Annotated in this window: 18 protein-coding genes and 2 pseudogenes; 10 read left to right on the top strand and 10 right to left on the bottom strand. The window is 73.0% G+C overall.

What is annotated here, in order from left to right; genetic code table 11:
* The first annotated feature begins 182 nt into the window (after positions 1-182).
* Both ACWDYF_RS31655 and ACWDYF_RS31650 read left to right on the top strand, forming a co-directional pair.
* On the top strand, positions 183-1,472 hold the full coding sequence (locus ACWDYF_RS31655) for an SAV2148 family HEPN domain-containing protein (RefSeq protein ID WP_389473867.1): 1,290 nt from the start codon (positions 183-185) through the stop codon (positions 1,470-1,472).
* Positions 1,473-1,571: 99 nt separating this feature from the next.
* Positions 1,572-2,294 (top strand): 3'-5' exonuclease, encoded by a 723-nt coding sequence (locus ACWDYF_RS31650; RefSeq protein WP_018564375.1) that lies wholly within the window; start codon positions 1,572-1,574, stop codon positions 2,292-2,294.
* Positions 2,295-2,343: 49 nt separating this feature from the next.
* Here the strand turns inward: ACWDYF_RS31650 and ACWDYF_RS31645 are convergent, their stop codons facing one another.
* Positions 2,344-3,210: a phosphotransferase enzyme family protein gene (locus ACWDYF_RS31645; RefSeq protein ID WP_389473864.1), complete on the bottom strand. Its 867-nt coding sequence runs from the start codon at positions 3,208-3,210 to the stop codon at positions 2,344-2,346.
* 150 nt (positions 3,211-3,360) lie between these two features.
* On the opposite strand from ACWDYF_RS31645, the gene ACWDYF_RS31640 reads away from it, so the two are divergent.
* The 4 genes and pseudogenes from ACWDYF_RS31640 (at position 3,361) to mgt (ending at position 7,664) form a co-directional block, all read left to right on the top strand.
* Positions 3,361-4,290 carry a carbohydrate ABC transporter permease gene (locus tag ACWDYF_RS31640; RefSeq protein ID WP_389473862.1) on the top strand — a complete coding sequence of 310 codons (930 nt, stop codon included), beginning with the start codon at positions 3,361-3,363 and terminating at the stop codon, positions 4,288-4,290.
* Positions 4,287-5,129 carry a carbohydrate ABC transporter permease gene (locus ACWDYF_RS31635; protein ID WP_389473860.1) on the top strand — a complete coding sequence of 281 codons (843 nt, stop codon included), beginning with the start codon at positions 4,287-4,289 and terminating at the stop codon, positions 5,127-5,129. Before ACWDYF_RS31640 ends, ACWDYF_RS31635 begins: the two co-directional genes overlap by 4 nt.
* A complete protein-coding gene (locus ACWDYF_RS31630; RefSeq protein WP_389473858.1) occupies positions 5,129-6,412 on the top strand; it encodes an ABC transporter substrate-binding protein in 1,284 nt (427 codons plus the stop codon). The genes ACWDYF_RS31635 and ACWDYF_RS31630 overlap by 1 nt, the downstream gene beginning before the upstream one ends.
* Positions 6,413-6,418: 6 nt before the next feature.
* Positions 6,419-7,664 (top strand): annotated as a pseudogene (gene mgt / locus ACWDYF_RS31625) (macrolide-inactivating glycosyltransferase).
* 75 nt (positions 7,665-7,739) lie between these two features.
* Here mgt and ACWDYF_RS31620 read toward each other — a convergent pair.
* Positions 7,740-7,955 (bottom strand): annotated as a pseudogene (locus tag ACWDYF_RS31620) (hypothetical protein); the annotation flags it as partial.
* A 29-nt stretch (positions 7,956-7,984) separates the two neighbouring features.
* On the opposite strand from ACWDYF_RS31620, the gene ACWDYF_RS31615 reads away from it, so the two are divergent.
* Positions 7,985-8,530, top strand: a complete 546-nt coding sequence (locus tag ACWDYF_RS31615; protein WP_389473856.1) for a DUF1697 domain-containing protein — start codon at positions 7,985-7,987, stop codon at positions 8,528-8,530.
* On the opposite strand, the gene ACWDYF_RS31610 is transcribed toward ACWDYF_RS31615, so the two are convergent.
* Both ACWDYF_RS31610 and ACWDYF_RS31605 read right to left on the bottom strand, forming a co-directional pair.
* Positions 8,502-9,383 (bottom strand): transglutaminase-like domain-containing protein, encoded by an 882-nt coding sequence (locus tag ACWDYF_RS31610; protein ID WP_389473854.1) that lies wholly within the window; start codon positions 9,381-9,383, stop codon positions 8,502-8,504. The two genes, ACWDYF_RS31615 and ACWDYF_RS31610, sit on opposite strands and share 29 nt — an antisense overlap.
* A gap of 33 nt (positions 9,384-9,416) precedes the next feature.
* Entirely contained in the window at positions 9,417-10,277 is an 861-nt protein-coding gene (locus ACWDYF_RS31605; protein ID WP_389473852.1) for an aldo/keto reductase, read from the bottom strand.
* Positions 10,278-10,332: 55 nt separating this feature from the next.
* Here ACWDYF_RS31605 and ACWDYF_RS31600 point away from each other — a divergent pair, with 55 nt between their 5' ends.
* The 3 genes from ACWDYF_RS31600 to ACWDYF_RS31590 all read left to right on the top strand — a co-directional run bounded on the left by ACWDYF_RS31600 (position 10,333) and on the right by ACWDYF_RS31590 (position 14,484).
* Positions 10,333-11,361 (top strand): ketopantoate reductase family protein, encoded by a 1,029-nt coding sequence (locus ACWDYF_RS31600; RefSeq protein ID WP_389473850.1) that lies wholly within the window; start codon positions 10,333-10,335, stop codon positions 11,359-11,361.
* Between the two features lie 43 nt (positions 11,362-11,404).
* Positions 11,405-12,130 carry a mycothiol-dependent nitroreductase Rv2466c family protein gene (locus ACWDYF_RS31595; RefSeq protein WP_389473848.1) on the top strand — a complete coding sequence of 242 codons (726 nt, stop codon included), beginning with the start codon at positions 11,405-11,407 and terminating at the stop codon, positions 12,128-12,130.
* A gap of 395 nt (positions 12,131-12,525) precedes the next feature.
* On the top strand, positions 12,526-14,484 hold the full coding sequence (locus tag ACWDYF_RS31590) for a hypothetical protein (protein ID WP_389473846.1): 1,959 nt from the start codon (positions 12,526-12,528) through the stop codon (positions 14,482-14,484).
* A 67-nt stretch (positions 14,485-14,551) separates the two neighbouring features.
* On the opposite strand, the gene ACWDYF_RS31585 is transcribed toward ACWDYF_RS31590, so the two are convergent.
* The 6 genes from ACWDYF_RS31585 to ACWDYF_RS31560 form a co-directional block, all read right to left on the bottom strand.
* Positions 14,552-15,214: a hypothetical protein gene (locus ACWDYF_RS31585; RefSeq protein ID WP_389473844.1), complete on the bottom strand. Its 663-nt coding sequence runs from the start codon at positions 15,212-15,214 to the stop codon at positions 14,552-14,554.
* A gap of 72 nt (positions 15,215-15,286) precedes the next feature.
* The gene (locus ACWDYF_RS31580; protein WP_018564361.1) at positions 15,287-16,027 is read right to left on the bottom strand and encodes a sirohydrochlorin chelatase; all 741 of its coding nucleotides are present in this window, start codon (positions 16,025-16,027) and stop codon (positions 15,287-15,289) included.
* Between the two features lie 6 nt (positions 16,028-16,033).
* Positions 16,034-16,945, bottom strand: coding sequence for an ABC transporter permease (locus ACWDYF_RS31575; RefSeq protein WP_389473841.1), 912 nt, complete (start codon positions 16,943-16,945; stop codon positions 16,034-16,036).
* Positions 16,932-17,714 carry an ABC transporter ATP-binding protein gene (locus tag ACWDYF_RS31570; protein WP_018564359.1) on the bottom strand — a complete coding sequence of 261 codons (783 nt, stop codon included), beginning with the start codon at positions 17,712-17,714 and terminating at the stop codon, positions 16,932-16,934. The genes ACWDYF_RS31575 and ACWDYF_RS31570 overlap by 14 nt, the downstream gene beginning before the upstream one ends.
* A 27-nt stretch (positions 17,715-17,741) precedes the next feature.
* A complete protein-coding gene (locus ACWDYF_RS31565) occupies positions 17,742-18,863 on the bottom strand; it encodes an aliphatic sulfonate ABC transporter substrate-binding protein (RefSeq protein WP_381739834.1) in 1,122 nt (373 codons plus the stop codon).
* A gap of 223 nt (positions 18,864-19,086) precedes the next feature.
* Positions 19,087-20,178 (bottom strand): sulfate adenylyltransferase subunit 1 (locus tag ACWDYF_RS31560; RefSeq protein ID WP_389473839.1); only part of this gene is annotated, 1,092 nt, incomplete at its 5' end.

The raw sequence follows: 20,178 nt of genomic DNA, 5'->3' as shown, positions 1-20,178 counted from the left end.
GAAGCTGTTCGAAAACCCCGGCGCCGGGTCCGCCGCTCCCGTCAACCCCGTGATTCCGCTCACCGCGCCGCCCGTCGCGGCCGGAACACGTGAGTGACCGGGGGAAGTTGGGAAAGGAGCTGTCCATCCGGCTGCACCCGGTACCGCTCCCGGAGTACCCTTCCTTGATCGTTGGGACGGGGATGCTCGGGGGAGCGGAAGGCGGTGCACGGGTGGGCTCGGGAGGCCTGGAGCTTCCCCCTGGTGACGAGGGTCACGAGGGGAACTCCGCAGACGTCCCGCCCGGCGCGGTGTCCCTGGCCCGGCCGATGGACGCGGGTGCCATCGGCCCGGAGCTGGAATGGGACGCGGACGCCTGGCGCGAGGTGCGCACCCGCGCCCAGCGGGCCGGCCGGGCCTACATCTGGCTGAACCTCGTCGAACAGCGGCTGCGCTCGGTCGTCTCGGCCGTGCTGCGGCCCGTCTACGAGCCCGTCCACGGCGACGACTGGGTGGTCGCCGCCGCCGGACCCGCCGGACAGGAGTGGGTGCAGCGCGCCGTCGCGGTCCGGGAGGTCAGCCGCCGCAAGGGCTATCTGCTCGACCCGGCCGACGACCATGTCATCAGCTTCCTCACCCTGCCCCAGCTGCGCGAGCTGATGGTGCAGCACTGGCCCTGCTTCGAGCCGTACCTCGACGAGCGCCGGGACGTCGAACTGGCCCTGGACGAGCTGGAGGTCACCCGCAACGTCGTCTCGCGCAACCGCGCCCTGTCCAAGGCCGTGCTCAGCCAGGCCGAGCGCGCCTCCGCCCGGCTGCTGGAGATCCTCGGCACCGGCGGCGACGTGCCCTCCGCCCGGCGGCTGCCGGTGGACGCCGTGGAGGACCTGGTCGGCGACCGGTACGCGGACGTGGTCGCCGTGCACCCGGACCGGGTGCGGCTGCTGCGGCAGTTCCCGGCCGAGGACATCTTCGGCGGCGCCCGCCGCCTGGACGCCATGGGCATCGGCCTGAACCTGCTGGTGCAGAACTTCTCCGGCCGCCGCCTGGTGCGGCTGTCCGAGTCCGGCTGCCGGGTGCGGCTGCTGTTCCTGAACCCGGCCTCCAGCGCGGTCAAGCGGCGCGAGCGGGAACTGGGCCTCAAGCGCGGCGAGCTGAGCCGGTCGGTGGAGATGAGCATCCTGCACATGCGCCGGGTGCGCTCCCGGCTGCGCGACCCGGACGCCTTCGAGATCCAGGTCTACGACGAGACACCGCGCCTGACGGCCTACCTGGTGGACGGCGACGGCTCCGACGGCGTCGCGGTCGTCCAGTCGCACCTGCGGCGCAGCCGGGGCATGGAGGCGCCGGTGTTCGTGCTGCGCAACGGGAACAGGCACGGGACCAGGACGGTCAAGCCGGACGAGGTGGGCGACGTGGGCGAAGGCGGCCTCTTCTCCACCTACCGCGAGGAGTTCGAGCTGATGTGGACCGATTCGCGCCCAGTGTCCTGAATCATCCCGCCGATCAGCGGAACGCGCTCCTCGCGTTGTCAGTGGCCCGTGCGAAGGTGGGGACCACTGGGGGAAGCACCACCGAGAAGGGGGGCCGCCATGGGCTGGCACCAGGAGCTGCTGATCGGCTTCGACCTGGAGACGACCGGGACGGATCCGCACGAGGCGCGCATCGTCACGGCGGCCGTGATCGAGGTCAGAGGAGGAGAGCCGCTCGGCCACCGGCAGTGGCTGGCCGACCCGGGGGTCCCGATCCCCGAGGACGCGGTCGCCGTGCACGGCATCAGCAATGAGCGGGCCGCCGCCGAGGGCGCCCCGGCCGACCGGGTCGCCGACGCGGTGGCGGAGGCACTGACCGGCTACTGGAGGGCGGGCGTGCCCGTCGTGGCGTACAACGCGGCCTTCGACCTGACCCTGCTCGCCGCCGAACTGCGGCGCCACGGGCTGCCGTCGCTCGGCGACCGCCTGGGCGGGGCCGAGCCGGGCCCGGTCGTCGACCCGTACACCATCGACCGCTCGGTCGACCGCTACCGCCGCGGCAAGCGCACCCTCCAGGCCGTCTGCACGGAGTACGGCGTGGTCCTCGGCTCCGCGCACGACGCCTCGGCGGACGCGCTCGCGGCGGCCCGGCTGGCCGGAGCGATAGCCGGCCGCCACCCGAAGGTCGCGGCCCTCGGCCCGGCGGAGCTGCACCGCCGCCAGATCGAGTGGTACGCGGCCTGGGCGGCGGACTTCCAGAGCTTCCTGCGCCGCAAGGGCGACGCGGCGGCGGTGGTCGACGGGACCTGGCCGCTGCGGCAGCCCGCGGGCGAGACCGTCTGACGCCCCCCGGGCGACAGGCCCCGGGAGGGGCGGGGCGCGCCGGGGCGGCTCAGAAGGGGTACCAGCGCACCGTCTCGTCCCCGTCCCGCAGCGACGCCACCCGCCGTTCGAACTCGGCCAGCGCCTTGGGGTTGCCCGGCGCGTGCTGGGCGACCCAGGCGCAACTGGCCGTCTCCCGCGCCCCGCGCAGCACCGGGCACCCCGCCCACTCCCGTACGTCCCAGCCGTAGCCCAAGGTGAAGGAGTCGTAGGCGGCGGCGGGCAGGCCGTAGCGGTCCCGGGACAGCGCCAGCACCACCAGGTCGTGCTCGCGCAGGTCGAAGGAGAAGGTCTCCAGATCGACCAGGACCGGTCCGTCCGGGCCGATGTGCACATTGCGGGGCAGCGCGTCGCCGTGGATCGGGCCGGGCGGCAGCTGCGGGGTGAGCGCGGCGGCGGCCGGGGCGAAATCGTCGCGGCGCTCGCGCAGATACGCCGCGTCCGCCGGGTCGATCGCGTCGCCCGCGAGCCGCAGCCAGCGCTCCACCCCGCCCAGCAGTTCGCGCGGCGGCAGCGGGAAGTCCGGGGCGGGCAGGGCGTGGACGGCCCGGAGCAGAGGAGCGAGGTCACCCGGCTCGGCCGGGCGCACCGGGTCCGGGAGCCGGTGCCACACGGTCACCGGATGACCCTCGACGAGCCGCGCCCGCGGGTCGGCCGCCCGGACCGCGGGCACCCCGGCCCCGGCCAGCCACTCGGCCACCGCCAGCTCGCGGCCGGCCCGGTCGAACAGTTCGGCGTCGCGGCCCACCTTGACCACCAGGTCACCGGCGGCGAACACCGCGTTCTCGCCCAGCGCCAGCAGCCGCGCCCCGCGCGCCGCCGGGACCGGCAGCACCCCGGCCGCGACCAGCACCTCCCGCGCCCTCGCCTCGTCCATGTCGCCCGCCTCCGTGTCCGCCCGGATCCCGTTCTCCGCCGGACAGTGTCGCATTCGTACAGGTGGGAGCGTGTGCGCGGGCTCTTGACGGGGCACCGCGCCTTCACGACCATGACCGGGCCCGCCCCGGCCGACCAGGGGGTTGATCACGTGACAGCGGTGACCGAGGCACGACCACCGGTGCGCGGCACGCCCGGCCCCGGGCGGGGCCCGCACGGGCCCGGTGCCTGGTTCCTGGTGCTGCCCGCGCTCGTGCCCATCCTGGTCCTCAGCGTCGGCCCGCTGCTGCACGGCGTGCTGCTCGCCTTCACCGACGCCCAGTCCGGCCGCACCGAGCCCACCCGGTGGACCGGCACCCTCAACTTCCAGGACCTGGCGCACGACCGGCTGTTCCAGGAGTCGTTCAGGATCGGACTGGTGTGGGCGCTCACCGTCACGGCGGCGCAGTTCCTGCTCGCCCTCGGCCTCGCCCTGCTGCTCGACCAGGACCTCCGGCTGCGCTGGGCGGCCCGCGCCCTGGCCATCGTGCCCTGGGCGATGCCCGAGGTCGTCGTCGGCATCATGTGGCGGCTCGTCTACCACCCGGACGCCGGCATCCTCGGCGAGACGCTGCGCGGCCTCGGCCTCGGCGGCGGACACGACTGGCTCGGCGACACGGCCACCGCGCTGCCCGCCGTCGTCGTGGTCGGGGTGTGGGCCGGGATGCCGCAGACCACCGTCGCCCTGCTCGCCGGTCTCCAGAGCACCCCGCGCGAACTGCACGAGGCCGCCGCCGTGGACGGCGCCGGGGCCTGGCGCCGCTTCCGCACGGTCACCTGGCCCGCCCTCAGACCCGTCGCCCTCGCCATCAGCGCGCTCAACCTGATCTGGAACTTCAACTCCTTCGCCCTGGTCTATGTGCTGACCAACGGCGGACCGGGCGGCCGGACCCGGCTGCCCATGCTCTTCGCCTACGAGGAGGCCTTCCGCTACGGGCAGTTCGGATACGCGGCGGCGATGGGCTGCGTCATGGTCGCCGTCGTCGCGGTGCTGCTGGCGGTCTTCCTCGCCGGCCGGCTGAAAGGAGGTGACCGGACGTGACGGGCACGAGGACTTCGCCCGGCGCCCGCGCGGGACAGTACGCCGCGCTGCTCGCCTATCTCGCCTTCCTGGCCCTGCCGTTCCTGTGGCTGCTGTCCACCGCGTTCAAGACCCCGCGCGAACTGGCCGCCGCGCACCCCGCCTGGATCCCGCGCCACCCCACCCTCGGCAACTTCCGGCGGGCCTTCGACGAACAGCCGCTGCCGCACGCCGCGCTCAACTCTCTGCTCGTCGCGCTCGGCGCGGCGGTGATCGCCGTGCTGCTCGCCACCCCGATGGCCTATGTCATGGCGCGTGGCCGCGGGCGGCTGGCGCGCGCCGCCACCGGCTGGGTGGTGGTCAGCCAGGCGTTCCCCTTCGTCCTGCTGATCATCCCGCTCTTCCTCGTCCTCAAGGAACTGCGGCTGATCGACTCCCTCGCCGGTCTGGTCCTCGTCCATGTGGTGTGGTCGCTGCCGTTCGCGCTGTGGATGCTCGCCGGATACGTCCGCGCCGTCCCGGCCGAACTGGAGGAGGCCGCGGCGGTGGACGGCGCCGGACGGCTGCGGACGCTGGTGTCGGTGACGGCGCCGCTGCTCGCGCCGGGCATCGCGGCCACCGCGCTCTTCGCGTTCGTCACCGCGTGGAACGAGTTCTTCTTCGCGCTGGTGCTGCTCAAGTCCCCCGAGAAACAGACACTGCCCGTCGTCCTCACCCACTTCATCGGCGCCGAGGGCGTCGCGGACCTCGGGCCGCTCGCCGCCGCGGCCTTCCTCGCCACCCTGCCCTCCCTCGTGGTCTTCGTGATCGTCCAGCGGCGGATCACGGGCGGCCTGCTCGCCGGGGCGGTGAAGAGCTGATGCGCGCCCGCGCCGCCACGGCCGTGGCCCTGGTCCTCGCCGTGCTGCTGGCCGGCTGCACCGCCCGTCCCCGCACCGACGGCGGCCGGATCACCCTGCGCTTCCAGTCGACGGCCTGGCAGCGGGAGTCCGTCGCGGCCACCAAGGCGCTGGTGGCGGAGTGGAACGCGGCCCATCCGGACATCCGGGTGGAGTACGTCCAGGGCAGCTGGGACAGCGTCCACGACCAGTTGCTCACCGCCTTCGAGGGCGGCGAGGCGCCCGACATCGTCCACGACGCCTCCGACGACCTCGCCGACTTCGCCCACGGCGGCTACCTCGCCGACCTGACCGGGCTGCTGCCCCGGGACCTGACGGCGGACATACCGCGGCAGAGCTGGGAGACGACCACCTTCGGCGACGGCGTCTACGGCGTGCCGTTCCTCCAGGAGCCACGGGTGATCATCGCCAACTCCCGGCTGCTGGACCGGGCGGGGGTGCGGATCCCGACGCCCGCCGCGCCCTGGAGCTGGGAGGAGTTCCGGCAGGTGGCGAAGCGGCTGAGCGGCCCGGGGAGATACGGGGTGGCCTGGCCGCTGAAGGAACCCGTCTCCGCCACGCTCGACCTGTCGCTGTCCACCGGCGGGCGGCTGTTCCACCGGGACGCGGACGGCAAGGTCACCGTGCGGTTCGAGGACGCCGACCAGGTGGTGCCGCGCACCGTCCGCGCCCAGATCGGCGCCGACCGCAGCGCCTCCCCGACCACGCTGGGCAGCGGCGGCTCCGACACCCTGCCCGGCTTCTTCGCGGGCCGGTACGCGATGGTGCCGCTCGGCTTCTCCTACCGCCAGCAGATCCAGCAGCAGGCGCCCGAGGGCTTCGCCTGGCGGGTGCTGCCCGCCCCGGCCGGATCCGGCGGACCCGCGCAGGGCGTCAGCCCGCAGACGCTGTCCGTCGCGGCCGACAGCCCGCACAAGAAGGAGGCCGCGGCGTTCCTCGGCTTCCTGCTCCGCCCCGGCCACATGGTGCGTCTGGCCCTCGGTGACTGGATGCTGCCCACCGGCACCCGGGCCCTGAAGGACCCCGCCCTGCACACGGAGCGCTACGGCTGGGCGACCGGCACCGCCCTCGCCGCCGGGCTGCGCGGCGCGCCCGCGCAGTCCGTGCGGGGCTATCCGGAGTGGAAGGACAAGGTCGCGACACCGGCGTTCCAGGAGTACTACAGCGGGGCCATCGGCCTCGGTGAGCTGCGCGAACGGCTGGAGCGGGACGGGAATCGCGTGCTCGCCCGCTACCAGCGCTGAAATGAGTTGTACGAGACGTCTCGTCTCGCCTAAGGTCGGGGACATGACCACTCCCGCGCACATCGCCATGTTCTCCGTCGCCGCCCACGGCCACGTGAACCCCAGCCTGGAGGTGATCCGCGAACTCGTCGCGCGGGGCCACCGGGTGACGTACGCCGTCCCGCCGTCCTTCGCGGAGAAGGTCGCGGAGACCGGCGCCGAACCCAAGCTGTGGAACAGCACCCTGCCGGGGCCCGACGCCGACCCGGAGGCCTGGGGGAGCACCCTGCTGGACAACGTCGAGCCGTTCCTCGCCGACGCGATCCAGGCGCTCCCGCAGCTCCTCGACGCCTACGAGGGCGACGAACCGGACCTCGTCCTGCACGACATCACCTCCTACCCGGCCCGGGTCCTCGGCCACCGCTGGGGCGTGCCCGTCGTCTCGCTCTCCCCGAACCTCGTCGCCTGGGAGGGCTACGAGCAGGAGATCGCCGAGCCGATGTGGCGCGAGCCCCTCCGGACCGAGCGCGGCCGGGCCTACTACGCCCGCTTCGGCGCCTGGCTGGAGGAGAACGGCATCACCCTGCATCCCGACGTGTTCGCCGGGCACCCCGCCCGCTCCCTGGTGCTCATCCCGAAGGCGCTCCAGCCGAACGCCGACCGGGTGGACGAGACGACGTACACCTTCGTCGGCGCCTGCCAGGGCGACCGCAGCGCCGAGGGCGACTGGCAGCGGCCCGCCGACGCCGACAAGGTCGTCCTCGTCTCGCTCGGCTCGTCCTTCACCAAGCAGCCCGCCTTCTACCGCGCCTGCGTGGCGGCGTTCGGCGCCCTGCCCGGCTGGCACCTGGTGCTCCAGATCGGCCGCCATGTCGACCCCGCCGAACTGGGCGACGTACCGGACGGCGTGGAGATCCGCTCCTGGGTCCCGCAACTGGCCGTCCTCAAGCAGGCCGACCTGTTCGTCACCCACGCCGGGGCGGGCGGCAGCCAGGAGGGGCTGGCCACCGGCACCCCGATGATCGCCGTACCGCAGGCCGTCGACCAGTTCGGCAACGCCGACATGCTCCAGTCGCTCGGCGTCGCCCGGCAATTGCCCACCGAGGAGGCCACCGCCGAGGCACTGCGTGAGCACGCCCTCGCCCTGGTCGGCGACCCCGAGGTGGCGCGGCGGCTGGCACAGATCCGCGAGGAGATGGCCGAGGAGGGCGGCACCCGCCGGGCGGCCGACCTGATCGAGGCCGAACTCGCGGCGGCCCGCGCCACCGCCTGACCGGCCGGACCACCGGCTCCGGCGCCTCGTCGTGGGGGAGGCCGGGCATCCGGTGCAGCCACCCGGGCAGGTGGCCAGGATGCCGTGGGCCGCGCCCACCGACAGCAGGTTCAGCGCGATCGAGGTGACGGCGACCGTCAGCGAGCGGAACGACAGCAGCATCGGCAGGAAGGCGAAGACCACCACGAACACGAAGACCACCACGAACACGAAGACCGGTACCACCGAGCCGACGAGCTGATCGTTGGCGTCGCGGGAGCCCGCCACCTGCCCGGGGACCGGCGCCCGCACACGCGGCGCCGTGGTTCTAGGCTGAGGAGATGACGACGTACGCGGCGCTGCTGCGCGGGATCAACGTGGGCGGCAGCCGGAAGCTCCCGATGGCCGGGCTGCGCGCCCTGATGGGCGAGCTGGGCCTCGGGGACGTCCGCACGCACCTCCAGAGCGGCCAGGCCGTCTTCACCGCGGAGGACGGCGACGAGGAGGCGCTCGCGGCCCGGATCGGGGCGGCGGTCGAGCAGCGGTTCGGCTTCCCGGTGGACGTCCTCGTGCGCGACCACGCCTATCTGCGGGCCGTCGTCGAGGCGTGCCCCTTTCCGGCCGCCGCGCTGGAGCCCCGGCAGCTCCACGTCACCTACTTCTCCGCGGCCCCCGGCCCGGCCCGCTACGACGGCATCGACCGGGCCGCCTTCCTGCCCGAGGAGTTCCGGCTCGGCGACCGGGCCCTGTACCTCTACGCGCCCGACGGCATCGGCCGCTCCCGGCTCGCCCAGCGGCTGTCCGGGGCCGGATCGGACAAGGACCTGATCGCCACCAGCCGCAACTGGAACACCGCCGTCAGACTCGTGGAGCTGACCGCAGGGTGACCTCCCGCACCCCGGTGTGCGTGGTGTACGAGGTGATCACCTCCGGCACGGTGAGCCGCGCCTCCCGGGCGTACAGCTCCCGCAGCTCCGCCTCGGAGCGGGCGGCGGCGACGGTGTCGAGGAGGGCGAGGTGTGCCGCGTCGAGCGCCGAGTCGTCGGCCGCCCCCGGGCCCCACATGTCCCAGGGGAGCAGTTCGACGCCGTTCAGCGCGGCCAGGTCGCGCAGCAGGTCGGCGCCGACGAACCACAGTCCGGAGATCCCGTCGAGCCCGATCACACCGAACCGCCGCGGGTCGGCCCGCCCCGAGCGGCAGGCCCGCCAGGCGTCCGCCGCCACCAGGAACCGGTCGCGTGGCACGTCCACGGGATCGAAGTCCAGGCCCGTGTAGGTGTGATGGAGCTGGGCGTCGGCCAGCCGCCACGTGCCCCGCGGCGTGCGGAACTCGGTGACCCAGTGGTCGGCGAAGCAGCCGTCCTCGAAGTACGTGGCGAAGCCGCAGCGGACCCGGGCGGGCGTCCCGGTCGCCCGCAGCAGTGCGCAGTGCAGCAGGGCGAAGTCCCGGCAGGTGCCCACGAACCGCTCGGCGGGCGGCCGGGGTTCGGTGAGCGGAGCGGCGCCGCGCTCGGCCAGCAGGCGGAGGATGCCGGTGACGTACCGCGTCTCGGCGTCGTGGTGCAGCCGGTCGCGGGGGACCGTCCAGCCGAACCGCTCGCCCTCGCCCCGGTGGATGATCAGGTCCCGTACGAGCCCTGCCAGCCGCCCGGGATCGCGCGGCAGCGCGCGCACGTCGAGCCCGCCCGGATCGCTGTACGGCGTCTGCCGCAGATATGTCTGGAGATCTGTCTGGTCCATGCCGCGAAGCTCCACCCTGCCCCAGGGGCAAGGTCAATCGCGGTGCGCGGGTGCGGCGAGGGCGTCGAGGCGGGCCAGGTCGGCCGCCGTGAGCCGCACCCCGGCCGCGTCCAGGTTCTCCTCCAGATGACCGAGCGTGCCCGTGCCCGGGGTCGGGCAGAGCACGGGGGAGTGGTGCAGCAGCCAGGCCAGCGCGATCTGCCCCGGCGCGGCCCCGTGCCGGGCGGCGATCTCCGCGCACACCGGGTGCCCGGTCAACTCCCCGTTGCCCAGCGGGAACCACGGTAGGAACGCGATGCCGCGCGCCGCGCACAGCCGCAGCAGCGGCTCACCGGCCCGGTCGAGCAGGTGGTAGCGGTTCTGCACCGAGACCACCTCCGTCACCTCCAGTGCGGCGGTGACCTGGTCCGCGGTGACGGTGTCCAGACCGATGTGCCGGATCTTGCCCTCGGCCCGCAACTCGGCCAGCGTGCCCAGTTGTTCGGCCAGGGGCACCGCCGGATCCAGCCGGTGCAGCTGGTACAGGTCGATCCGCTCCCGGCGCAGCCGGCGCAGACTCGCCTCGCACCTCGCGCGCAGCACCTCCGGCCGCCCGTCCACGTGCCAGGCGTCGGGGCCGGTGCGCACCACCCCGCCCTTGGTGGCCACCACCACGGCCTCCGGGTACGGGTGCAGCGCCTCGGCCACCAACTCCTCGGCGACGTCCGGGCCGTAGTTGTCGGCCGTGTCGATCAGGGTCACCCCGCGCTCCACCGCCCGCCGCAGCACCGCCACCGCGTCCCGGGCGGCGCCGCGCGGACCCCAGTAGCCGGGGCCGGTGAGCTGCGCGGTGCCGTAGCCGAGGCGGCGCACGGGCAGCTCGCCGCCGAGGAGGAACGTTTCGGAGGGCTGCACGGAAACTCCTGGATCTCTCGACGGACCACGGCCGGTGCTGTGGGAGGCTCCTCCCATGCGCTACATCATCATCGGGGCAGGGGCGGTCGGCGGCGCGGTCGGGGGGCGGCTCGCGCAGAGCGGGCGCGAGGTGGTGCTCGTCGCGCGCGGCGCGCACCTCGCGGCACTGCGCGCGGACGGGCTGCGGCTGACGGTGCCGGACGGCGAAACGGTCCTGCGGCTGCCCGCCGTGGACGGACCCGCGGCACTGGGCGCGCTGCGCGCCGACGACGTACTGATCCTGGCCGTCAAGACACAGGACACCGAGGCGGCGCTCGACGCCTGGGGACCGGCGCCGGTCGAGGGCGGCGGCACGGCGGCCGAGCGGCTGCCGCTGCTGTGCGCCCAGAACGGCGTCGAGGGGAAGCGGCGCGCCCTGCGCCGCTTCCGCCGGGTGTACGGCGTCTGCATCTGGCTGCCCGCCACCCACCTGGAACCCGGCGCCGTCTCCGCCGCCGGGAGCCCCCTCACCGGCATCCTCCACCTGGGCCGGTACCCGCACGGCACCGACGACACCCTGCGGGCGATCGCCGCCGATCTGGAGGCGTCCCGGCTGGGGGCGCCGGTCGTCCCGGACGTGGCCCGCTGGCAGTACGCCAAGCTCCTGAGCAACCTCGCCAACGCCATGGAGGCCGTCAGCGGCCCGCTGGAGAGCGAGGCGGCGCGAGAGCTGTACGCCAGGGTGCGCGCCGAGGGGGAGGCGGTGCTGGACGCGGCCGGGATCGCGTACGCGAGCGAGAAGGAGCAGCAGGCGGCCCGCGAGGGTCGGATGACCCTGGTGCCGATGCCCGGTGTCCCGCGCGGCGGCGGGTCCTCGTGGCAGTCCCTCACCCGGGGCACCGGCAGCATCGAGGCGGACCACCTCAACGGCGAGATCGTCCTGCTGGGGCGGCTGCACGGCGTGCCGGTCCCGCTCAACGAGCTGCTGCAAGGGCTGGCCGGTGCCTTCGCCGCCGAACGCCGGGAGGCCGGGTCGCTGCCGATCGCGGAACTGGTCCGCCTCGCCGACCGGGCGGTCGAAGCGGACCAGGAAACGGGCCGCTGATTGGGCCGTGCCCCGGTACCGCCCGGCGCCTAGCGTCGTCGGTATGACGCACTCCGGTCAGCCCGACCAGCACGACCAGCACGACCAGCCCGACCAGCACGACCAGCAAGGCCGGTCCGGCCCGTCCGGCCCGTCCGGTCAGGACACCACGGCACCCGCCCGGGTCGACTTCTTCTTCGACCCGGCCTGTCCCTTCGCCTGGATCACCTCCCGCTGGCTGCTGGAGGTCGAGCGGCAGCGCCCGCTCGACCTCCGCTTCCATGTGATGAGCCTCCACCTGCACAACACCGGCAACGACCTGCCCGACTGGTACCGCGACCTCGTCGACCGGTCGGTCGGCCCGGTGCGGGTCGCCGTGGCCGCCGCCGAACGCCTCGGCGACGGCCACGGGGACGTCGTCCTGCGCGACCTCTACACCGCGTTCGGCACCCGCATCCACGAGGGCGGCCAGGAGGACTTCGACGCGGTCGTCGCCGACTCCCTCGCCGAACTCGGCCTGCCCGCCGACCTGGCGCGCGCCGCGCACGATCCGGCGTACGACGACGCCGTGCGCCACAGCCACCAGGCGGGCGCCGAACCCGGCTCGGGCGGCTATGTCGGCACGCCGACCCTCCATGTCGACGGCACGGTGTGGTTCGGTCCGGTCCTGCGGGCGGTCCCGCGCGGCGCCGAGGCGGCCCGGCTCTTCGACAGCTTCCGGGTCCTGGCCGCGCACCCCGACTTCTTCGAACTCAAGCGCACCCGCACGGGTTCCCTGCGCTTCGACTGACCGTCACCTCCCGGCCGGTGTGCGCCGATCCCCATGGAACCTTCACGTCCGAGCGCACAACCACCGCCAAACATGGGGATGGACACAGTCGCGTTGCGCCCTCCTTGTCCGGTGCGCCGTGGTTTATCTGCTGGCTTGTCATGTGCCCGTCGGCATAGGAAGGGGCGGCGGCGTCGCACGGACGTCGCGGCCGGGTCTCGTCGCCGCGGGCGCGAGCGGCACGAGCGGACCGGCACCCGTGTACGGGAAGCAGCAGAGAAGGAACCAGCTCCGCCCCGGGGGGACCCATGGGGCGGAGCCAGAAGGGAAACGTCTTGTCTGGTACGTCCAGAAGAAAGCTCATCCTTCACCGGGCAGCCGTCGCCACCGCGGCGCTGCTGTTCGCGGGATCCGGGATGGCGAGCGCGACCGCGGCCGACGGCGGCGGTTTCGTGCGCAACCCGGACCCGAACTCCGCGCCGTCCTCCCGCCCGGCCGCCGGGCCCGCGCTGAAGGCCACCGCCGCCGCGGCGTCCCGGCCGGTGTCGGGCAAGAACCCCTCGGCGGGGCCGGGCAAGAAGGACGCCTCCGGCGTCTGGCAGGTCAGCACCCCCAAGGTCAAGCTGAGCAACACCGTGACCAACGCCGACGGCGGCACCGCCAACCTCACCTTCGAGGTCTGGACCGCCGACTCCGCGGGCAACGCCAAGACGCAGGTGAAGATCAGCGACAACCAGTACGGCGTCCTGGTGTCCGACTTCGTCAAGTCCGGCGCCACCGCCTCCGTGAGCGTGGGGGCGGGCCGGCTGACGCCGAACACCGACTACGTCTTCCACACCTCCGCCTACGCCAAGGAAAGCGGCCTGTACGAGACGTCGTGGTCGCCGTGGGCGCGCTTCCGCGTCAGGATGCCCGTCGACCTGGCGCTGCCCGCCCCCAACGCCTCGGCGGCGAACCCGGACCAGACCGCGCAGCCGTACACCGACACCCTGGCACCCGCCTCCCCGTGGCAGACCGCGTCCGGCACGAGCCGCACCCCCTCCGCCGTCTTCGGCATGTCCGGAACCCACTGCACCACCTCGTCCGACGGGGTGAAGGTGTGCGGCAGCGCGGAGCCCTACGACGGCCGCAACTTCACCCTCCACCGGGCGGCCGGCGCACGGCAGCAGGCCGCCGAGCAGGCGTCCCTGGTCAGCGGCTGCGACCCGGCCGCCCCGCGCAAGGGGCTGTGGACCACGCGCTTCGAGGAGTGCTCCTCGTTCACCATGGCGTGGGAGGCGACCCTCAACGACGCCCCCGTGGGCACCGTGAAGGCGCTGGTGGTCAACGAGCGCAAGCTGGACCCGAAGTCGGGGAACATCACCGAGCGGATCAACGTCACCGACGTGGACGTCCCGGCGACCATCCCCGCGTTCACCCTGGACGCCCCGAAGATCGACTGCGAGCCCTCCGGCAACTGCGGTGTTCAGAACGTCAGCGGCTGGACCGGCGCGGCCGCCTGGGTGCCCGGTGACCACCACAGCGTCTCCGCCGACGCCTCCTACCTCTGGGCGCCGGACCTGTCCGGGCCGAACACCAGCAAGCCGCAGGTGATGAAGCTCGGCGTCGCGGTCGCCCTCCAGGGCAACCCGAAGATTCCCGGCCAGACGGTGCAGACGACTCCCGCGGTCTTCATGGACGTCGCGGGCGGCGACCTGGAGAACGGCGGGGCTCCCGACCAGATCCGCTGCGACAACACCAAGATCGTCAGCAAGGTGCCGACGACCGGCTGCGTGTTCCACAACTACGTGCCGACCTACACCTTCAACGCGGCGAAGTACCCGCAGGCCTCGTCGCACGCCTGGCTCATCCAGCACAAGCTGTCCAACCACCCCGGCAGCAAGGCCGACAGCAAGCCGCTGTACTTCCTGCCCGACGGCGACATCAGCGGCAACCGCACGGTGATCTGCCCCACCGGATGGGCGGCCGCCAACGGCGACACCAGCGCCCTCAACGGCGCCACGGACAAGGAGCTGAACTGCGACGAGTTCGCGTTCAACGCCACCTACAACAGCGGCGGCATGCCCTCGCTCGCGGGCGGCCTGAACCCGGTCGGCAGCGGTGACGCCTGTGTGCAGACCCTGGCGAGCAAGCAGGGCGGCACCGTGCACCTGTTCAACATCGACGGCCACACCCCGACGTGGAAGGAGGTCTGCGGGCGGTCCGCGATCTCCGGCAACGACAACAGCGGTTCGATGGCCGCCTTCGGCTCCTTCAACGCCAACCAGCGTCTGCTGGACCGGGACCCGTACTGGCTGGACACCAATGTGCGCGCGGCGTGCTCCGAGGACAGCGCGACCGCCGTGCAGTGCACCATGACCGCGAACAACCAGTAGCAGCACCACCTCGCTCACCGGGGGCGCCGTGCCGAGCGGGCACGGCGCCCCCGTCGCGGCTCACGGCTCACACCGGTGAGGGCAGATGCACCGCGGGCAGCAGGCCCAGCTCGATCTCCCGGCGCGGCAGCGACAGCCCGAGCGCTTCGCCCACCGCCGCGAACAGCCGCTTCGCCAGCTCCTCCGCCTCGTCCTCGGGGTCCTCGCAGCCGGGGAAGGTGTCCCGCACCGCACCGGCCCGGCGCATGGCCCCGTCCAGCCCGGCGAACGCCCCGAGCCGGTCCTCGACCGCGACGGCGCTCTCCAGCAGGCTGTCACCGAGCCCGCCCGCACCCACCTCGCCCACCGCGTCGACCCGGCACACCCACGGCTCCTCGTCCAGGAAGCGGTCCAGGCACACGAGTTCCTCACCCGGCCCCAGCAGGGTGTCCTGGCCCAGCCGGTCCAGGAGGACCAGATGCCAGGTGGACCGCTCGACCTCCAGGACGTACGACCACTCGCCGGCGCGGCCGAACATCGCCACGCTGTCGCCCAGATCCACACTCAGCCGGTCGAAGTCCTTGAACAGCGGCGGGTGTTCGGCCGCGGCGCGATCGGCACCGAGGCGCACCACGAAGTCCACCGGATCCACGCCCCGCACCGCCGTGAGGCTGATGTCCGAGAGCATCCCGTCCTTGGCGACCGCACCGCTGTACCAGTGCTCACCCATCCACGCCAAGCCGTCCGTCATCGCGACCGACCCCTCTCCTCGACCTCGGCCGCCACGATAGCGACCCCCGTGAGAGGCGCCCAGGACAGGTCCTCAAGCGCCCACGGCCGCCACCCTCGGCAGCCGTGCCGCGTCGTAGCGCTCCAGCAGCACCCGGGCCACCTCGGGGGCCGGGCCGAGGACCTCGGCGAGGACATCGGCGCCGGCCGCGCCCCGGGCGATCCGGTCGGGGAGAAAGCCGGGCGCCAGGACGTACGGGGCGACGGCCACCCGCGCACAGCCCTGCTCCCGCAGCTCGCGCACCGCGTCCTCGGTGCGCGGCAGGCAGGCGGAGGCGAACGCAGGCCGCACGGCACACCAACCGGTGCGCCGCCACTCCCGCGCGATGTCTGCGATCACTGCGATCGCCTCCGGGTCGGAGGACCCCGCCGAGGCCAGCACGACCCCGGTCGAGGACCTGTCGGCGGGGGCGAGCCCCGCCTCGCGCAGCCGCCGTTCCAGGGCCGCCGTCAGCAGCGGCGAGGGCCCCAGCACGTCGGCCTGCCGGATCCGCAGCCGCGGCGGCGCCTGGCGCAGCACCGCCGGGATGTCCGCCTTGGCGTGGAAGGCGCGGGTCAGCAGCAGCGGCAGCGCCACCACGTCCCGTACGCCGTCGGCCGCCAGCGACTCCAGGACGGCCGGCACGGACGGCACGTTGAAGTCCAGGAAACCGGTCTCCACCCGCAGGTGCGGGCGCAGCGCCCGCACCCGGCGCACCAGGGCGTGCACGGTCGCGGCATGCCGCGGATCACGGCTGCCGTGGGCGACGACCAGGAGGACGGGCTGCGCGGACATGGGCGTTCAGCTCTTCACGAAGAGACCGCGGCTGCGCAGCACCCACCGCTCCAGCGGACTGAAGATCAGCAGGTCGATGGCGATGCCGACGAACAGGATGAGGACGATGGCCTGGAACACCAGCGACATGGAGCTGGCGTTGCGGCCGTTCTCCAGCAGCGCGCCCAGACCGATGCCCAGGTCGGGCGAGGAGGCGATGATCTCCGCCGCCATCAGCGAGCGCCAGGAGAAGGCCCAGCCCTGCTTCAGGCCCGCCAGATAGCCGGGCAGCGCGGCCGGGAGCACGATGTGCCACGCGCCCCGCAGCCCGGTCGCGCCCATGGTGCGGCCCGCCCGCAGGAACAGCGGCGGCACCTGGTCGATGCCGGACACCAGGCCGTTGGCGATGGAGGGCACCGCGCCGAGCAGGATCACCGCGTACATCATCGAGTTGTTCAGGCCCAGCCAGATCACCGCGGGCGGCACCCACGCCACCGACGGCAGCGACTGGAGTCCCGACAGCACCGGGCCGATGGCCGCGCGCACGAACTTCACCCGGGCCACCACCAGGCCCAGCGGGGTGCCGATGGCCAGCGCGAACAGGAAGCCCAGCAGACCGCGCGAGACGGACGTCCAGATGAAGCCGAGCAGGGTGCCCTGGAGCCAGGCGTCCTTGAACTCGCGGCCCACGTCGGCGGGGGAGGGCAGCTTGGTCGGGTCGTCGACCACATGGAAGGTGATCAGCCCCTGCCACAGCAGCAGGACCACCACGACCGCCGTGATCGGCGGCAGGATCTTGTCGGTGAAGGTCTTCCGCAGCGGGGTACGGCCGCCCGGGGTGTCCTCCAGCGCGTCGAGTCCGGCCTCGACCCCGCCCAGGCCCTCGTCCCGGCCGTCCGGGTCGGCGTCGCGCGCCGGTGTCGTCTCAGTGCTGGCCATGGCGGCGGATCTCCCCACGCAGTACTTCGGTGATCTCCAGGGACAGTTCCGCGACGGGCGCGTCCTCGATGCGGCGCGGCTGCGGGATGTCCACCGACCACTGGCGGGCCACCCGCCCCGGCCGGGAGGACAGCAGCACCACGCGCTGCGCGAGCCGCACCGCCTCGCGCACGTTGTGCGTCACGAACAGCACCGAGACGCCGGTCTCCTGCCAGATCCGGGTCAGCTCGTCGTGCAGCACGTCCCGGGTGATGGCGTCGAGCGCGGCGAACGGCTCGTCCATCAGCAGCAGGTTGCTCTCCTGGGCGAGCGCGCGGGCCAGCGCCACCCGCTGCCGCATCCCGCCCGACAGCTCGTGCACCCGCTTGCCGTACGCGCCCGAGAGCCGGACCAGCGCGAGCAGTTCCTCGGCGCGGCCGCGCCGGTCCTGCTTGGTCACGCCCCGCAGCCGCAGGGCCAGTTCGATGTTCTTGCCCGCGGTGAGCCACGGGAACAGGGCGTGCTCCTGGAACATCAGCGCGGGCCGGCCGTCCGTGGTGATGGACCCGGCGCTGGGCCGGTCCAGACCCGCCACCAGGTTCAGCAGGGTGGACTTGCCGCACCCCGAGGCCCCCAGGAGGGTGACGAACTCGCCCGGGGCGACATCGAGACTGATGTCGTCCAGCACGAGCTGCTGCCCGCGCGGAGCCGCGAAGGACTTCGAGACATGCTCAAGGCGTGCCGCGTGTTCGACGGCCTCGGGGGCCTTGGCGAGAGTGGTCGTGGCCATGGTCGTCACCTCCTGGGAACTCGTGGGCTAGGAGTGCTGCTTGACGCCGAGACCGGCGTCGCCGACAGTGGGCCGGCCCTCGGCCTTGAGCACCTTGTTCAGGAGGGTGAGGTCGTAGATGCCGTTCAGCTCGGGCTGCTTGAGCAGGCCCGCCTTCACGGCGTGCTGCGCCTGGCTCTCCAGGGTGGCGGCCAGCGGATCATCGGTGATCTTGATGGACTGCCACGCCGGGTCGAGGATGTCGGTGGGCAGTGCCTTGCCGGAGTCGGCCGCGAGCTGCTTGTTGGCCGCCGCCTTCGCCTCGTCCGGGTTGGCGTTGATCCACTTGTTGGTGTCGACGGACGCCCTCAGCACCGCCTCGACGGCCTTGGGGTGCGCCTTCAGGAACTTCTGCGACACGATGATGTTCGTGATCACGAACTTCTTGTCCGGCCACAGCGCGGACTCGTCCAGCAGCACCTTGGCGCCCTCGGCGACCAGCTTGGAGGCGGTCGGCTCCGGCACCCAGGCGCCGTCCAGGGAACCGGCCTTGTAGGCGTCCGGGGTGACCTTGTTGTCGGTGCGGACCACCGACACGTCGCCCTTGCCGCTCTGCGCGTCGACCTTCCAGCCCTGCTCGGCGATCCAGTTGAGCAGCGCCACGTCCTGGGTGTTGCCCAGCTGCGGGGTGGCGATCTTCTTGCCCTTGACGTCCGCGATGGACTTGATCTTGTCGGGGTTCACCACCAGCTTGACGCCGCCGGAGGCCGAACCGCCGATGATGCGCAGGCTCTTGCCGTCGGACTTGGTGTAGCCGTTGATCGCGGGGGAGGGGCCGATCCAGCCGATGTCGACGGAACCGGAGTTCAGCGCCTCGATCTCGGACGGACCGGCGTTGAAGACCTGGTACTTGGCCTTGGTGGCGCCCAGCGCCTTCTGGAAGAAGCCCTTCTGCACCCCCACCAGGGCGGTCGCGTGGGTCACGTTGCCGAAGTAGCCGATCTTGACGGAGTCCAGGCCGTCGGTCTTCTGGGCCCCCGCCGCGATCTTCTGGTCGGCGGGGTCGTCCGCGGCCTTGGAGCCGTAGCTGCATGCGGCCAGGGCGAGCAGCGGAAGCGCGGTGGCCACGGCGAGGCCGCGGCGCAAGGTGGTCGAGCGGTTGACAGGCACGGGAGGCTGTCCTCTCGGAGGCCCGGCGGTCACGGTCTCTCAGGTCGTGGCCGGGAGGTCGGCAGGTCTTCGTCTACTGCGGTGGGGGGTGAGGGCGCGCGAGCGGTGCGCGTACGTCAGCGCACACATCGCGCCACTCCGCCCTGTCCGCTGCCGAGGGCACCGCTGCCGACCCGGCCGCCCTCCTTGGCGAACAGCGAGTAGTAATCGAAGCAGTTCATCGTCAGAAGTCCCAGCCGTCCTCGTCGGCGGCGTCCTTCACGGGGTCCGGCGCGGCGAACGACTCGCCTACCATGCCCGCGGTCAGGGTGGTGCCGTCGGCGGGATCGATCAGGATGAAGGAGCCGGTGCGGCGCGAGTCGGCGTAGGAATCGACCGGCAGCGGCTCGGCGGTGCGGATCTTGACCCGGCCGATGTCGTTGGCGGCGAGCCGCCCCGGGTGCGGGTGCAGCGACAGGTCGTCCAGGGTGAGCCGGGACGGGATGTCCTTGACGATCGCCTTGACCGTGCGGGTGCCGTGCTTGAGCAGCACCCGGTGGCCGACGGTCAGCGGCGCGTCGGCCACATGGCAGACGGTCGCCTCGACGTCCTGGGTGGTGGCCGGCGCGTCCTGGCTCGGCACGATCAGGTCGCCGCGCGAGACGTCGATGTCGTCCTCCAGCAGCACCGTCACCGACTGCGTCGTCCAGGCCGCCTCGACCGGTTCGCCCAGCAGGTCGATGCCGGAGATCCGCGAGGTGCGCCCGGAGGGCAGCACGGTGACCTCCTCGCCGACGCGGAAGGAGCCCGCGGCGATCTGCCCGGCGTATCCGCGGTAGTCGGGGTGCTCGGCGGTCTGCGGCCGGATCACGTACTGCACGGGCAGCCGGGCGTGGCAGTGCGCCAGGTCGTGGCTGACCGGGACGGTCTCCAGGTGTTCGAGGACGGTGGGTCCGCCGTACCAGTCCATGACCGCGGAGGGCTCCACCACGTTGTCCCCGGCCAGCGCCGAGATCGGGACGGCCGTGACCTCCGGCACGCCCAGCTCCGTCGCGTACGCCGTGAACTCCTTCGCGATGGCCGCGAACACCGGCTCCCGATAGCCCACCAGGTCCATCTTGTTCACCGCCAGCACCACGTGCGGCACCCGCAGCAGAGCGGCGATCGCGGCATGACGGCGGGTCTGCTCGACGACACCGTTACGGGCATCCACCAGGATCACGGTCAGTTCGGCCGTGGAAGCACCCGTGACCATGTTCCGCGTGTACTGCACATGCCCCGGAGTGTCGGCCAGGATGAACCGGCGCCGGGGCGTGGCGAAGTAGCGGTAGGCGAC

It is taken from the genome of Streptomyces sp. NPDC003284, assembly GCF_053589675.1.
Note: the sequence above shows the minus strand (reverse complement) of the source record. Positions and strands in the feature narration are given on the sequence as shown.

What these genes read in the sequence shown, in the direction of transcription:
- ACWDYF_RS31655 (WP_389473867.1), top strand. Translation starts at nt 183, where the DNA reads ATGCTCGGGGGAGCGGAAGGCGGTGCACGGGTGGGCTCGGGAGGCCTG.
- ACWDYF_RS31650 (WP_018564375.1), top strand. Translation starts at nt 1,572, where the DNA reads ATGGGCTGGCACCAGGAGCTGCTGATCGGCTTCGACCTGGAGACGACC.
- ACWDYF_RS31645 (WP_389473864.1), bottom strand. Translation starts at nt 3,210, where the DNA reads ATGGACGAGGCGAGGGCGCGGGAGGTGCTGGTCGCGGCCGGGGTGCTG.
- ACWDYF_RS31630 (WP_389473858.1), top strand. Translation starts at nt 5,129, where the DNA reads ATGCGCGCCCGCGCCGCCACGGCCGTGGCCCTGGTCCTCGCCGTGCTG.
- ACWDYF_RS31615 (WP_389473856.1), top strand. Translation starts at nt 7,985, where the DNA reads ATGACGACGTACGCGGCGCTGCTGCGCGGGATCAACGTGGGCGGCAGC.
- ACWDYF_RS31610 (WP_389473854.1), bottom strand. Translation starts at nt 9,383, where the DNA reads ATGGACCAGACAGATCTCCAGACATATCTGCGGCAGACGCCGTACAGC.
- ACWDYF_RS31600 (WP_389473850.1), top strand. Translation starts at nt 10,333, where the DNA reads ATGCGCTACATCATCATCGGGGCAGGGGCGGTCGGCGGCGCGGTCGGG.
- ACWDYF_RS31595 (WP_389473848.1), top strand. Translation starts at nt 11,405, where the DNA reads ATGACGCACTCCGGTCAGCCCGACCAGCACGACCAGCACGACCAGCCC.
- ACWDYF_RS31590 (WP_389473846.1), top strand. Translation starts at nt 12,526, where the DNA reads ATGGCGAGCGCGACCGCGGCCGACGGCGGCGGTTTCGTGCGCAACCCG.
- ACWDYF_RS31585 (WP_389473844.1), bottom strand. Translation starts at nt 15,214, where the DNA reads ATGACGGACGGCTTGGCGTGGATGGGTGAGCACTGGTACAGCGGTGCG.
- ACWDYF_RS31580 (WP_018564361.1), bottom strand. Translation starts at nt 16,027, where the DNA reads ATGTCCGCGCAGCCCGTCCTCCTGGTCGTCGCCCACGGCAGCCGTGAT.
- ACWDYF_RS31575 (WP_389473841.1), bottom strand. Translation starts at nt 16,945, where the DNA reads ATGGCCAGCACTGAGACGACACCGGCGCGCGACGCCGACCCGGACGGC.
- ACWDYF_RS31570 (WP_018564359.1), bottom strand. Translation starts at nt 17,714, where the DNA reads ATGGCCACGACCACTCTCGCCAAGGCCCCCGAGGCCGTCGAACACGCG.